This window comes from Promicromonospora sp. NPDC059942, assembly GCF_042731755.1.
Taxonomy (GTDB): Bacteria; Actinomycetota; Actinomycetes; order Actinomycetales; family Cellulomonadaceae; genus Promicromonospora.
Genome location: NZ_JBHWLR010000010.1, coordinates 50,088 through 62,972, shown reverse-complemented (window position 1 = coordinate 62,972; position 12,885 = coordinate 50,088). Strand labels below are relative to the sequence as shown.

At 70.4% G+C, this 12,885-nt stretch carries 13 protein-coding genes, 1 tRNA gene and 1 pseudogene; 5 read left to right on the top strand and 10 right to left on the bottom strand.

What is annotated here, in order from left to right; all coding sequences use genetic code 11:
- Nucleotides 1-21 precede the first annotated feature (21 nt).
- The 10 genes and pseudogenes from ACFV9Q_RS17315 to ACFV9Q_RS17270 all read right to left on the bottom strand — a co-directional run bounded on the left by ACFV9Q_RS17315 (nucleotide 22) and on the right by ACFV9Q_RS17270 (nucleotide 8,462).
- Nucleotides 22-1,632, bottom strand: coding sequence for a CHAT domain-containing protein (locus tag ACFV9Q_RS17315; RefSeq protein WP_377235522.1), 1,611 nt, complete (start codon nucleotides 1,630-1,632; stop codon nucleotides 22-24).
- 414 nt (nucleotides 1,633-2,046) lie between these two features.
- Nucleotides 2,047-2,325, bottom strand: a pseudogene (locus ACFV9Q_RS17310) (hypothetical protein); the annotation flags it as partial.
- 324 nt (nucleotides 2,326-2,649) lie between these two features.
- Entirely contained in the window at nucleotides 2,650-4,119 is a 1,470-nt protein-coding gene (locus ACFV9Q_RS17305; RefSeq protein ID WP_377235420.1) for a S8 family serine peptidase, read from the bottom strand.
- Between the two features lie 93 nt (nucleotides 4,120-4,212).
- The gene (locus ACFV9Q_RS17300; protein ID WP_377235419.1) at nucleotides 4,213-4,773 is read right to left on the bottom strand and encodes a hypothetical protein; all 561 of its coding nucleotides are present in this window, start codon (nucleotides 4,771-4,773) and stop codon (nucleotides 4,213-4,215) included.
- Nucleotides 4,764-5,396, bottom strand: coding sequence for an RNA polymerase sigma factor (locus ACFV9Q_RS17295; RefSeq protein ID WP_036964581.1), 633 nt, complete (start codon nucleotides 5,394-5,396; stop codon nucleotides 4,764-4,766). The genes ACFV9Q_RS17300 and ACFV9Q_RS17295 overlap by 10 nt, the downstream gene beginning before the upstream one ends.
- Nucleotides 5,397-5,670: 274 nt before the next feature.
- Entirely contained in the window at nucleotides 5,671-6,387 is a 717-nt protein-coding gene (gene rplA / locus ACFV9Q_RS17290) for a 50S ribosomal protein L1 (RefSeq protein WP_377230945.1), read from the bottom strand.
- Between the two features lie 80 nt (nucleotides 6,388-6,467).
- Entirely contained in the window at nucleotides 6,468-6,899 is a 432-nt protein-coding gene (rplK, locus tag ACFV9Q_RS17285) for a 50S ribosomal protein L11 (protein ID WP_020016098.1), read from the bottom strand.
- 74 nt (nucleotides 6,900-6,973) lie between these two features.
- Nucleotides 6,974-7,792, bottom strand: a complete 819-nt coding sequence (gene nusG, locus ACFV9Q_RS17280) for a transcription termination/antitermination protein NusG (RefSeq protein ID WP_377230944.1) — start codon at nucleotides 7,790-7,792, stop codon at nucleotides 6,974-6,976.
- 247 nt (nucleotides 7,793-8,039) lie between these two features.
- Nucleotides 8,040-8,285: a preprotein translocase subunit SecE gene (gene secE, locus ACFV9Q_RS17275; RefSeq protein ID WP_377220036.1), complete on the bottom strand. Its 246-nt coding sequence runs from the start codon at nucleotides 8,283-8,285 to the stop codon at nucleotides 8,040-8,042.
- A 101-nt stretch (nucleotides 8,286-8,386) separates the two neighbouring features.
- Nucleotides 8,387-8,462: transfer RNA gene (locus ACFV9Q_RS17270), tRNA-Trp, on the bottom strand.
- A gap of 229 nt (nucleotides 8,463-8,691) precedes the next feature.
- On the opposite strand from ACFV9Q_RS17270, the gene ACFV9Q_RS17265 reads away from it, so the two are divergent.
- Genes ACFV9Q_RS17265 through ACFV9Q_RS17245 form a run of 5 tightly spaced genes read left to right on the top strand, consistent with a single transcriptional unit; the run spans nucleotide 8,692 to nucleotide 12,792 of the window.
- Nucleotides 8,692-9,588, top strand: a complete 897-nt coding sequence (locus ACFV9Q_RS17265) for an ABC transporter ATP-binding protein (RefSeq protein ID WP_377235418.1) — start codon at nucleotides 8,692-8,694, stop codon at nucleotides 9,586-9,588.
- Complete coding sequence (locus ACFV9Q_RS17260) at nucleotides 9,588-10,457, top strand: ABC transporter permease (RefSeq protein WP_377235417.1); 870 nt, start codon at nucleotides 9,588-9,590, stop codon at nucleotides 10,455-10,457. The genes ACFV9Q_RS17265 and ACFV9Q_RS17260 overlap by 1 nt, the downstream gene beginning before the upstream one ends.
- Complete coding sequence (locus ACFV9Q_RS17255) at nucleotides 10,447-11,844, top strand: sensor histidine kinase (RefSeq protein WP_377235416.1); 1,398 nt, start codon at nucleotides 10,447-10,449, stop codon at nucleotides 11,842-11,844. The genes ACFV9Q_RS17260 and ACFV9Q_RS17255 overlap by 11 nt, the downstream gene beginning before the upstream one ends.
- Complete coding sequence (locus ACFV9Q_RS17250; RefSeq protein WP_377235415.1) at nucleotides 11,841-12,452, top strand: response regulator; 612 nt, start codon at nucleotides 11,841-11,843, stop codon at nucleotides 12,450-12,452. The genes ACFV9Q_RS17255 and ACFV9Q_RS17250 overlap by 4 nt, the downstream gene beginning before the upstream one ends.
- Nucleotides 12,453-12,495: 43 nt before the next feature.
- Entirely contained in the window at nucleotides 12,496-12,792 is a 297-nt protein-coding gene (locus ACFV9Q_RS17245) for a hypothetical protein (RefSeq protein ID WP_377235414.1), read from the top strand.
- Nucleotides 12,793-12,885 lie beyond the last annotated feature (93 nt).

Sequence of the window (12,885 nt, the reverse complement as noted above, 5' to 3'; positions counted from 1 at the left end):
GGCGGGACGAGACCAAGGCGATCAGCCCGCGGCAAGTCCTTCGACCGAGCTGAAGCAGACGAGCGGCACCGGCTCGGCCACGTCGCGGAGCGCGGCCGCGAGCGCCGCCTCCGGGTCGTCGGTCTCGCGCAGGTGGGCGTGCAGGCGGGGCATGACGCGGGCGGCGAGCTCGTCGGAGAGCTTGGCGACGGACGCGATGACGGCGCGCGCGCCCAGGCGCAGGAGCACCGACGTGAGCCCCAGGAGCTCGCCGCCGAGCACCTGGGTCGAACCGCCCACCTCGCACGACGACAGGATCACCACGGAGCCGGGCAGCGGTGTGCCGTCGAGCTCGTGGGCGAACAGGGGGCCGTCGGCGAGGTCGATGCTCGCGAAGAGGGGGTTGTCGGCGTCGTGCTGGCCGTGGGTGGCCAGGTGCACGACGTCGTGGGTGGCGAGGGCGGTGCGGACCCGCTCGGTCACGGCGTCCTTGCCGGTCAGCACGGTAGCGCCGGGCCACTGCTCGCCGACGGCGCGGGCCTCGGTCGCACCGTGCCGGACGCCGGGGCCGGCCGCGGCGAGCAGCCTGCGCTCGCCGGTGGGCCGGGCGTGGGTGCGGCCGCGCGCGACGTACGAGTTCACCGAGGTACGCAGCCCGCCCCGGGACGGGAGTGCTGCCCACGGCACGCTGAGCAGCGGTTCCCGGGCGACCACGTAGAGGTCGCCGTCGGCGTGCAGCGGGGCGAGCAGGACGGTGTCGAGGGCCTTGAGGTTGCGCGCCAGCGACGCCGTCGCCGCGGCGCGCAGGGGTGTCGGGATCAGGTCGTTGGCGGCCATGGCGAAGTCGGCGGAGAGGCGGCGGACCCGCTCGATCACGTCGTCGGCCGGGCCGATGTCGACGGTGGTGACGCCGGCGGCGTCGACGCGGACGCAGCGCAGGACGTCGGCGATGACGAGGAAGCTCGCCACGACGGATCCCTTGCTACCCGCTGCCAAAGTGCCGCGCACCTCGCGAGCGGTGACCGGACGCTGCACGGCGCCCGCGTTGCCGGCGTGCCGCCAGGAGCGTTCCCGCACCTCGCCCTGAATGCGGCTCGCTCTGCGGGTGAGCCGTTCACGCTCCCTCGACTCCCCCGCGCCGAGCTCCCGCGCCCTGGCCAGCAATCCACGCGCCTCGGTCAGCAGGGCCGCCGCCTCGGGATCGTCAGGTGGGGTGACCCGGCCCGTGCCGGCGAACGTGGAGCGGCCGCGTTCCAGGGCGTCGAACAGGGCAGCGGATCTCCCGGTGCGCACTGCCGCTTCGACGTCCAGGTGGGTCAGGTCGACGCCGTGTGCTGCGGCGGCCGTGACCGACTCGACCGAACCGAGCCTGCTGCGATGGTCGGCGAGCAGCCCCAGCCCCGTCCGTACGGCTCGCATACCTCTGGCTCGGTCATCGGTCGCGAACGCGAGCTCTGCCTGAACCGTGTAGTGCTGGATCCGCATGGTGAGCGGGGCGCTGACCATGCCGCGGGGAAGGTCTGTGAGCACGTTCCGGGCCGCGTCGAGGTCGCCCGCCAGGACGAACCAGCGGGCGGCGACCAGCCGGGCTGCATGTCCCGGGTGGTAGCCGAGCGTGGGGCCGGCCTCGTCGCCGGCTGCGGCCACGTTCATCGCTCCTCGGGCCCCACGGCGGGCCACTCCGCGTGACGGTCCGCCGGGGGACCGCACTGCCTCGCTGAGCGACGCCTCGAGCTCAAGTACCCTCGCGAGGGCGGCCATCGACCGTTGCCCACCACGCTCGAACCGGCGACGGGCCTGTGCTGCCTGAGCACGCGCGTCGTCGAAACGCAGGAGGCCCATCAAGGCCCTCGCCCTGAACCATTCCGCCTCGGCGTGTTCAAGCCGCAACGTGGCACGGGCGAGTCGTTCGGCGGCATCCGCGAGGAGCTGTTCCGCGTCGGCGAGCAGACCGCTCTCGAAGAGCACCTCCGCACGGCCGAGTTCGGGAACTCCGTCGTCCCAGTCCGGAGCAGCCGCAACCGCCTGTTCCATCGACGCAAGAGCACTCGGGAGGTTGCCGAGCGTGTATCGCGCATAACCGATGCCTTGGAGGGCCCAGGAGACGATTCGTGGATTGCCGAGGGCCACAGCATGCTCGTGCGCAGTCTCGTAGTCCCGCAGCGCTTCATCGAAGCTCCCGAGTTCACTGTGCACGCTCCCCCGGTTCAGATACACGGTCGCGAGATCCCTGCGATCAGTGAGACCAGGCGTCTGAAGCGCCAAAGTGAGGTTCACGAGTGCTCTGCCCGACTGTCCCGAACGGGAACAGAGGACGCCACGTTGACCGTCCACCAGTCTCACCATCGCCATGTCACCGGAGTCACGGGCAATGCGCTCGGCGTCATCACAGTGCACCAACGCCCTACCGAGCGACCCGGTCAGCGCATGCACAGGATTTGAAAGCCCAACATGCGCACGCACCATGAGCTCGGCCCACAGCGCCTTGCCGTTTGGACCGTACGTGCCAGGATCCGTCTCATGCAGTTCGGCAATCAGCCCGCGCAATTCTGACTGTGATGACGACCATTGGGCTCGCGCATTGAGGTCACGTGCGGCGTTCAATCGCTCGAACAGCCGCGTCGAGCCCTCCTGCGAGCCGATCGCCACCACAGTCACCCCATCGCGTCATCAGACCGGAATCGGCAGCCCCGTTGCATTCGCCACTGCCCGCCAGGCCGCCGCGACTCTCTCGCCCGACGGTCCAGCGATCCTTTCACTCACAAGTGCTTTCGCGAGTTCGCCCGCAAGAACAGGCGCTGCGAATGACGTTCCGCTCCAGGTCGCGAATCCACCCGTGAAGTCATCGGGGTCCACGGACTCACGACCGCCATCACCGAGATTCGTCGGCAGCAGCGCTCCGTCGGCAGTCGTCGGCATTGTGCTGTGCACATTGGTACCGGGCCGCACAGCCGTGACCCACGGGCCGTCGTTCGCGAAGCTCGCAAGCGTACCGTTCGGGTTGGCCGCTGTGACAACCAAGAGCGGTGTGTAGTCCGCACGAAGGTCGTTGTCGTCCAGGGGCTCTGCCCGATTCTCCACACGACGCACGTGTGGCGCCCAGGCGGCTGGGAAGACTGGCTGTTCGCGACCGTCATTGCCTGCGGAGACGACAACGATCACGCCTTCACGGCGCAGGTCACGCAAGACGCCACGGAGCACGCCCTCGTAGTCATCGTCTTCAAGCAGCTCCGGATGAAAGCCCAGCGCCAGTACGACGACGTCCACCGGGGCATAACCGTCGATGCCGGCAACACCGCGCAGGTGATACTCGAGGAGCCGCTCCAGTGAGCGCGCCAGGTCCCACTCACGAACGCTGCCGTCAGTGGACATCACCCGTACCGGGAGGATCGCGGCGTCGGCACACACCTGGTGCACGACACCCGCGATGAACGTCCCGTGCCCCAGATACGGTGGGAGTTCGGTCTCCGGCTCGTGTCCCGTAACCGGTTCATCTTCGGTGAACGTCCCGATCGGGCGACCGTCGACCTCGGCGTCTCGGATGATCACGTGCGATCCGTTGAACCAAGGGTGCGTCCCGATGCCCGTGTCCACGACGGCCACGACCGGTCGTGAGACACCGTCATCTGACAGCCAGGGTGCGGAACCGGCCCCAAGCGCACGAACCGGTGCGGGCCCTACCTGATGGGACGGCTCTCTGTCGCCAAGGACTGCCAGGCCAGGCTTCGGACGATGACCTGTCAGGACGTGGTCCAGGCCGATCCGCCTGCTCGTCTCGATGTCCGCGCGGTCCGCGAGATCATCGAGCAGGTCCCAGACATCCGCGGCGTCCCCATCGGGCTGGGTCAGGTGTACGGCGATGCCACGTCGTGGCACCTCACGCCGCATGGGCGCCAGATCGAGCTCCTCCTCCACCAGGACCAGACCCCGTGCTTCGGACTGCTCTCGAAGCAGCGCCAGCACTTCATCACCCTCACCGACCGTGCCTCGCACGATCAGCCGGTCCGCTACATAGCGGGTCGGCGCCAGCCGCACGTCACGTCGGCACGGCGCCTCGGCCGGATCAAGCTCCCGGACCGGCCGCCACCCCCCGGCGTGGTCTCGGACGCGCAGCTCGGGCTCGGGAATGGGCTCGCTCACAGCAATACCTCTCCATTGACAACGATTGCTCGACAGACCCCGCCGCGCCCCTCGGCCGGATCACACACGGTGGTAGTTCAGTGGTTCAGCAGTTCACAGCTCGATGATCGGCGTGCTCACGGCACCGCCGCCGCCGTCGGTCCGGCGGACCACCAGGCTCGCGCGGCCACGCTCGACCGCGTCGAAGGAGAACCGGCCGTCCTCGTCGGACGCCGTGGAGACCACGTCGACACCCGGCCGGTGCAGCTCCACGTTCAGGCCGGCCGCCGGGGCGGCCCAGCCGTCGATCCGCACCCGTCCGCCGGCGGACGGGGACAGCGTGATCATCACGGTCAGCGAGTCGTGCGTGAACGTGATGGTCTTCGCCTCGGCAGGTGCGGCGTCGTCGGCCCGGGCGGCCGGAGCGGCCCCGCGGACACCGGCGAGCGGCGTGTCGAGGTAGACGGCCTCCATGAGCTCGGCCTCGAGGCCGGCCAGCGTGATCGCGAACAGCGACCGCTCGACGAGCCCCTCCGGCACCGGGTCCACCGCGCCGACCGCGCGGGCGAGGCGGGTCAGCACGGCCCCGTCCTCGGCGTCCAGCGCGCCCTTCGGGTCGAACGAGAGGCGCCCCACGGCCTCGTCGTCCATGTTGGGTTCCGGCGTCAGGTCCACGAGAAGTCCCCTTGCTCATCGAGGATGGTCCGCAGCTTCGCCAAGCAGCGGCCACGAGTCGAACCGATGGAACCCATCGGCATTCCGATCGCCGCCGAGATGTACCGGTAGTCCGGCCGGTCGGCGAGCGAGACCAGACGCAGCAGCTCCTGGCAGCGTCCGGGCAGTTTCTGGAGCGACGTCCACAAGATGCGGTCGCGCTCGTCGCGCAGCACCTCGGCGTCGGGTGGTGGATCGTTCGCGGGGAGAGCCATCGGATGCTCGGGGCTGTCGTCCGGCAGCTCGGTACGGCGCTTCTCGTCGTCACGGTGCTTGCGCACCGCCTCCCAGGCAGCCCGCTTCGCGGTCACCAGGAGCCACTTCAGCACGGCCTTCGGCTCGGCGATGGTCTCGGCATGCCGCACGAGCGCCACCCAGGTACTCTGCACGACGTCGTCCGCGGCGTCGCGGTCGACTCCCTGCGCCCGGACCGTGTGCCACAGCAACGGCGTCGCCTCGCGCACCAGGTCGCCGAGCGCCTGATGGTTGCCTGCGCGGTACTCGGTCAGCGCGATCGCTGCGCGATCGCCGAGCGTGAGACCGGACCCGTCGACGTCGGGCAGGGCCTCCCTTGATCCTGTCATTGCACCACGGGATTCTCTGCTGGCGGATGTTTCCACGTCACCTACTGGACGTGGAGCACTTGGACCAACCGAGTCTACGGCGGGGCTCGCGGATCCGGGGAGGTGGAAAATGGTGCCCACCAGGCACTCCCCTCTCCTCAGCTCACGTCGGCTTCCTGCCGCCCATCAGACAAGAGGCCCGGGCACCCCGTTCGATACATGGTTCTGATGAAAATTCAAAAAGGCCCGCACCCCTTGTGGGGTGCGGGCCTTCCTGCGCTCAGGAGTGCTCGGCTCAGGCCGGGAGCTCCTCCAGGAGCTTGGTGGTCTTGCTCTGGTCCAGCGGGATGCCGGGGCCCATCGTCGTGGTCATGGTCGCCTTGCTGATGTAGCGACCCTTCGAGGACGACGGCTTGAGGCGCAGGACCTCGTCGAGCGCGGCGACGTAGTTCTCCAGCAGCTGAGCCTCCGAGAAGGAGGACTTGCCGATGATGAAGTGCAGGTTCGCGTGCTTGTCGACGCGGAACTCGATCTTGCCGCCCTTGATGTCGGACACGGCCTTGGTGACGTCCATGGTCACGGTGCCGGTCTTCGGGTTCGGCATGAGGCCGCGGGGACCGAGCACCTTACCGAGGCGACCGACCTTGCCCATCAGGTCCGGCGTGGCGACGGCCGCGTCGAAGTCGGTGTAGCCGGCGGCCACCTTCTCGATCAGCTCGTCGCCACCGACCTCGTCGGCACCGGCCGCACGGGCCTCCTCCGCCTTGGCGGCGTTGGCGAACACGATGACCTTGGCGGTCTTGCCCGTGCCGTTCGGCAGGTTGACCGTGCCGCGGACCATCTGGTCCGCCTTGCGCGGGTCCACGCTCAGCCGGAACGCGACCTCGACGGTGGCGTCGTACTTGACCGTGGCGGTCTCCTTGGCCAGACGGATCGCGTCCAGCGGCGCGTACAGCGTCTCGCTGTCGATCTTCTCCGCGGCGGCGAGGTACGCCTTGCTGCGCTTTGCCATGTTTCTCTCCTTGTGGTCGTAGCGGACCGTATGGCCCTGCCACTGGTGGTGGTTCGTCCGGGGCCGAGGCCCCGGGGGGATCACTCCGAGACGGTGATGCCCATGGAGCGGGCGGTGCCCGCGATGATCAGCGAAGCGGCGTCGAGGTCGTTCGCGTTCAGGTCGGGCAGCTTGGTCGTGGCGATCTCGCGGACCTGGTCCTTGGTGATCGAGGCGACCTTGACCGTGTGCGGCGTCGCGGAGCCCTTGGCCACACCGGCGGCCTTCTTGATGAGCTCGGCGGCCGGCGGGGTCTTGGTGATGAAGGTGAACGAGCGGTCCTCGTACACGGTGATCTCGACCGGGATGACGTTGCCACGCTGCGACTCGGTCGCCGCGTTGTACGCCTTGCAGAACTCCATGATGTTCACGCCGTGCTGACCCAGCGCGGGGCCGATCGGCGGAGCCGGCGTCGCGGCGCCGGCCTGGATCTGCAGCTTGATGAGGCCGGAGACCTTCTTCTTCGGGGGCATGCGTTCACTACCTTCTGTTGGATGGGCCTACGCCGTGGGCGATGACCCGGTTGCAATGCTGGGGTACGGACGAATCAGATCTTGGCGACCTGGTTGAACCCCAGCTCGACCGGGGTCTCCCGGCCGAAGATGGAGACGAGGACCTTGAGCTTCTGGGCCTCGACGTTGATCTCGGAGATCGAGGCGGGCAGCGTGTCGAACGGCCCGTCGGTCACGGTCACCGACTCGCCGACCTCGAAGTCCACGTGGACCGGCGCCTTGCCGCTGCTGGTCATCGTGCCCCCGCCGGCGGCCTGCTGGCCGACCTGGGCGGGCTGCGGCAGCATCGACGGCGCGAGCATCGAGTAGATCTCGTCGAAGCTCAGCGGCACCGGCTGGTGCGTGTGCCCGACGAAGCCCGTGACACCCGGCGTGTGCCGGACGGCGCCCCACGACTCGTCGGTCAGGTCCATGCGCACGAGGACGTAGCCCGGGATGCGGACCCGGCTCACGATCTTCTTCTGCGCGTTCTTGATCTCGGCGACCTCTTCCATCGGAACCTCGACCTGGAAGATGTAGTCCTCCATGTTCAGGCTCTGGATGCGGTTCTCGAGGTTGGTCTTCACGCGCTTCTCGTACCCGGCGTACGAGTGGATGACGTACCAGTCGCCCAGCTGGCTGCGGAGAGTTCGCTTGAACTCCTCGACCTCGTCCACGATGACGTCGCCGTCGGCGTCAGCGGGGCGCTCGTCGTCGGCGTCGCCCTCGTCCTCGGGCTCGACGTCGGTCTCGGCCGGGGTCTCGGCGTCCGCAGGCACGTCAGCGTTCTCGGCGTCCAGGGGCGCGTCGACGGCCGTCTCGTCGCCGTCGGCCGGCGAGACGTTCTCCGTCTGGTCCAGAGAGTCCTGGGACACGAACGAACCTGCTTTCTCTTCGTGCGCCGGGGCTGCGCCCGGCACGGGTGTGCGTACTTCTACGAGCTGTGTCCGGCCATTGTCGCGCGAAAGTACCCCGAAGGGACAATCAGCGACGGGCGAGAACCGTCACAGCGAAGTACTGCGCAGCGTGCCCCATGAGCTCGTCCGGCGCACCCGGACCGACACGGGCCCGTCTCCGGGACCGGTCGACGGCGGCGTCAGCCGCCGGATCCGCGAGGGAGGATCAGCCGAAGACCCAGCCCGCGAGCATGCCGAAGGCGTAGTCCAGGGCCACCACGAAGATCATGACGACGACCAGGAAGACGAGCACGACGGTCGTGTAGGTGAAGAGCTCGGAGCGCGTCGGCGAGACGACCTTCTTGAGCTCGGCCACCACCTGGCGCACGAAGAGCGCGATTCGGGCGAAGATGTTGCCGCCGCCCTTGCTCGGACGCTCCGCAGCGCTCTGGATCACCTCGGTGTCGCTCACTGCTACCCCACTCCTGTGGCCCGGCGCGCCGGGCGGCGCGGACTGCCGTTCCAGGTCCACTCACGTGGGCCCGCTGCGCGCGGCCCCGCTGGGGTTCACGCTGGCAGGGTAGACAGGACTCGAACCTGCAACCTGCGGTTTTGGAGACCGCTGCGCTACCAATTGCGCCACTACCCTTTGTGTTCGATGCCTGATCTTGCCATACCACGAGCCCTGGAGAGGCGCACGGCATCAGGTGAGCATCGATCACCGAGGCACAACTGTACGGTACCCGGGGCCGTAGGTCGAACTCGTTCCGGACAGGCCCTTGCAGGTCGCGGAAGGTCCCTTGTCCACCGGACGACGGACATGAGGTGCAGCCGAACGGGCGTCCCGCCACGAGGCTCCCACGGAGCATGCTCGAACCATGCAGACATCCGGCTCTTCGGCCGTTCGGGTACGCGGCCTCCGCAAGCGGTACGGCAACGCCCGTACCGGGTTCAAGGACGCCGTCGCCGGCCTGGACCTCGACGTCGCCCACGGCGAGATCGTGGCGGTGCTCGGCCCCAACGGCGCGGGCAAGACCACCACCGTCGAGATCCTTGAAGGCTTCCGCGACCGGGACGACGGCGACGTCACCGTGCTCGGCGAGGACCCCAAGGAGGCCGGGCGCGCGTGGCGCGCACGGATCGGCGTGGTCATGCAGGACTCCCGGGACCTGAGCGAGCTCACGGTCCTGGAGAAGGTGCGCTCCACGGCAGCCGCCTACCCGGACTCGCGCGACCCGGCGGAGGTGATCGCCGCGGTCGGGCTCGCGGAGAAGGCGAAGGCCCGGACGCGCGGGCTCTCGGGTGGGCAGCGGCGGCGGCTCGACGTGGCCCTCGGGATCGTCGGCCGGCCCGAGCTGCTCTTCCTGGACGAGCCCACCACCGGGTTCGACCCCGAGGCGCGCCGCTCCTTCTGGGACCTGGTGACCGGGCTGCGCGACGACGGCACCACGATCCTCCTGACCACCCACTACCTGGACGAGGCAGCGCAGCTTGCCGACCGGGTCCTCGTCGTGCGCGACGGCGTCGTGGTGGCCGAGGGCACGCCCGACTCCCTGGGCGGGCCCGGGGCCCGGACGCCGGTCGTCGCCTGGGACGACGGCGGGGTGCGCCGCACCGAGCGCACGGACCGGCCGACCGCCGCCGTCGCCCGGCTGATCGCGGCGGCCGGACCCGGCGGCGAGGTACCCGGTCTGTCCGTGACGCGCCCGACGCTCGAGGACGTCTACCTGTCCCTGATCGGCGAGATCCCGACCGACACCGAGGAGGCGGCGTGATGAGCACGACTGCTGCGACGAGCACGACGAGCCGGACCGCGGCGGGCGCGGCGCGGAGGCTGCCCGGCACGCTCCGGCTCGGCCTGGTGCGCGGCGGCGTGGAGCTGCTGCAGTTCGTCCGCGAGCGCGACTCGATGGTGTTCGGCTTCGCCTACCCGATCATCATGCTCGCGATCTTCTCCACGGTCTTCGGTGACGACGACCCGGCTGTGTCGAACGGCGTCAGCGTGAGCTTCGCGCAGTACTTCCTGCCCGGGATGATCGCGACCGGCGTCATGCTCTCGACGTACCAGACGCTCGCCATGTCGATCGCCGTCGAGCGCGACGACGGGACGCTGAAGCGGCTGCGCGCCACGCCCCTGCCCGCGACGTCGTACTTCCTGGGCAAGGTGTTCCTGTCGCTGGTCACCGTGCTCGCGCAGACCGCGCTGCTGCTCGCGGTCGCGGCACTCGCCTTCGACGTGCCCCTGCCCGACGACGTGGAGCACTGGGTCACGTTCGCGTGGGTGTTCGTGCTCGGGACGGCGGCGGGGGCGGTGTGCGGCGTCGCGTACTCGTCGGTGCCCCGGTCCGGCCGGTCCGCGAGCGCCGTGGTGGTCACGCCGCTGCTGGTGCTGCAGTTCACCTCCGGGGTGTTCTTCCCGGTGACCCAGCTCCCGGGGTGGATGCTCGACCTGTCGTCGATCTTCCCGCTGAAGTGGATCGCGCAGGGCATGCGGTCGGTGTTCCTCCCGGAGGCGTTCGCGGCGGCGGAGCCGGCCGGCTCCTGGCAGCACGGCGCGACGGCTGCTGTACTGGCGGCATGGCTGGTGGTAGCGCTCGTGGTCGGCACCCGGACGTTCCGGTGGCGACGGCACGATGACGGCTGACGGAACTGCGGCTGCCGGCATCCCCGCGGGCGAGGCGGCCGGTGGCAGCTCGGCGGGCGAGGCTGCGGCGGACGGGCCCTCCGTGAACCTGCTGTACGCCGGGTGGGAGCAGCAGGTGCGGTGGTGGGACGCGGCGTTCGGCGTGATCGTCGCGCTGACCGCCGCCGCCCTCGTGCTGGAGGGCACGCGCGATGTGTCGCTCGTGGTCGCGCTCGCCGCGCTGGCCGCGATCGTGGTCGCGTACCTGCTGTGGGGTGCGCGGGCGGCGCGGACCAGGGAGTGGAGGCTCGCGATCGCCTACCTGGTGGTGCTGGTGCTGGGTACCGGGGTGGCGGTGTCGCAGGCGGGCATCGCGACGTTCCTGATGTTCATCGCGTTCGCGCAGGTGTGGATGCTGCTCGAGACGATCCGGCAGGGCGTGATCGGCTGCGTCGTGCTCGCCGTCTCGGTGACGGTCGGCATCGTCGCCGCATACGGCTTCGACGCCGCCGTGGTGCTCAGCGTGGTGCCGCAGATGTTCGTGACGCTCCTGTTCGCGGTCGCCCTCGGGCTCTGGTTCCATCTCGCGATGCGGCGCGCCGAGGAGCATGCCCGCCTGCTCGACGAGCTGCGCGCGGCGCAGGCGGAGCTCGCGCGGACCAACCATGAGGCGGGCGTCGTGGCCGAGCGCGAGCGGCTCGCCCGGGAGATCCACGACACCCTCGCGCAGGGCTTCACGAGCGTGGTCATGCAGGCGCAGGCCGCGACGGCAGCTCTCGACGTCGGGGACGACGCCGCCGTGCGCGAGCGGCTGCACCTCGTCGAGGACACGGCCCGCGACAACCTGGCCGAGGCGCGTGCCCTGGTGGCCGCCTTCGCGCCCGTGGCGCTGCAGGACGCCTCGCTCCCGCAGGCGCTGAGGAGGCTCACGGAGCGGTACGCCCTGGAGACGGAGCAGGTGGTGAGCTTCGAGGCCGACGGCGTCGGGCCGCTCCCGCCGGCCACCGAGGTGGTGCTGCTGCGGGCCGCGCAGGAGGCGCTGACGAACGTGCGGCGGCACGCGCGGGCCATGACCGTCGCCGTGCGCCTGGCGCGGGCAGAGGGCGCGGTGATCCTCACCGTCGCCGACGACGGGCGGGGCTTCGGGCCGGACGTCTCCGACGGGTTCGGGCTGGCCGGGATGCGCGACCGGGTGCGGTCGGCGGGCGGCACGCTGTCGGTGAGGTCCGACGCCGGCGCCGGCACGACGCTGCGCGTCCGGGTGCCGGTCGAGGACGCGGCCGACCCCGCCCAGGGAAGCGAGGCGGGATCGCCCGGGAGGACAGGATCGGACGGCAAGGCGGGATCGGGCGACGGGACCAGGGCCATGGAGCCCGCCCGCGACGGGACACAGGGGGTGGCGGGATGATCCGGGTGCTGGTGGTGGACGACCATCCGGTGGTGCGGTCGGGCCTGGCGGGCATGCTGACGGTGGAGGACGACCTCGAGGTCGTGGGCGAGGCCGCCGACGGGCAGGAGGCGGTGGCGCTGGCCGCCGAGCTCCGGCCCGACGTGGTGCTCATGGACCTGCGGATGCCCGTGCTCGACGGCGTCGCGGCGACCGCCGGGATCGTCGGCACGGGCCCGCGCGTGGTAGTGCTGACGACGTACGACACCGACGCCGACATCCTGCGGGCCGTCGAGGCCGGGGCGACCGGCTACCTGCTCAAGGACACGCCCCGCGCGGTGCTCGTCGCGGGCGTGCGCGCAGCGGCCCGCGGCGAGACGGTGCTGGCGCCGAGCGTGGCGACGCGCCTGGTCAGCTCGGTCCGCACGGCCGCCGAACGGCCCTCGGCGCGGGAGACCGAGGTGCTGGGGCTGGTGGCCCGTGGGCGGTCGAACTCGGAGGTCGGGCGCGAGCTGTCCATCACCGAGGCCACGGTCAAGACGCACCTGCTCCGCGCGTTCGCCAAGCTGGGCGTCGCGGATCGGACGGCGGCCGTGACGGTGGCTCGGGAGCGCGGCTGGATCGCCTGAGCTTTCGGCGACGGCGCACGGCTCCTGCCGCTAGGTTGCCCGCATGAACAACTCGGGCGAAATCGACATCACTGCACGCGTCGAGGCGGCGGTCGCTTCGGCGATCTACGACATGGTGCTGCCGATCGACACCATGGGCGTGACCTTCCACGACGGCGCGCTGGACGACGTCACCGAGGCCTACCGGGCCGCGCCGGACGCCACCCTCGCGGCGGCGGACGCGCGGTTCGCGGCGCACATGGCGACGGTCGCGGAGGCAGGTTCGGACGACGAGGCCGAGGGGCCGATGCTCCGGGCGCGCGCCGCGATGGCCCTCAAGGAGCGCCTCAAGGAGCTGTGACAGAACGGCCCGGGGGGGGGGAGGGGTGTGGCCCGGGGCGTCCCTGGTTTGTCTTTTTTTCCCCCCCCCCCGCCCCCCACACCACCCCCTCCC

Coding starts and splice junctions, on each gene's coding strand:
- ACFV9Q_RS17315 (WP_377235522.1), bottom strand. CDS start 1,632: ATGAACGTGGCCGCAGCCGGCGACGAGGCCGGCCCCACGCTCGGCTAC.
- ACFV9Q_RS17295 (WP_036964581.1), bottom strand. CDS start 5,396: ATGACAGGATCAAGGGAGGCCCTGCCCGACGTCGACGGGTCCGGTCTC.
- rplA (WP_377230945.1), bottom strand. CDS start 6,387: ATGGCAAAGCGCAGCAAGGCGTACCTCGCCGCCGCGGAGAAGATCGAC.
- rplK (WP_020016098.1), bottom strand. CDS start 6,899: ATGCCCCCGAAGAAGAAGGTCTCCGGCCTCATCAAGCTGCAGATCCAG.
- ACFV9Q_RS17265 (WP_377235418.1), top strand. CDS start 8,692: ATGCAGACATCCGGCTCTTCGGCCGTTCGGGTACGCGGCCTCCGCAAG.
- ACFV9Q_RS17260 (WP_377235417.1), top strand. CDS start 9,588: ATGAGCACGACTGCTGCGACGAGCACGACGAGCCGGACCGCGGCGGGC.
- ACFV9Q_RS17255 (WP_377235416.1), top strand. CDS start 10,447: ATGACGGCTGACGGAACTGCGGCTGCCGGCATCCCCGCGGGCGAGGCG.
- ACFV9Q_RS17250 (WP_377235415.1), top strand. CDS start 11,841: ATGATCCGGGTGCTGGTGGTGGACGACCATCCGGTGGTGCGGTCGGGC.
- ACFV9Q_RS17245 (WP_377235414.1), top strand. CDS start 12,496: ATGAACAACTCGGGCGAAATCGACATCACTGCACGCGTCGAGGCGGCG.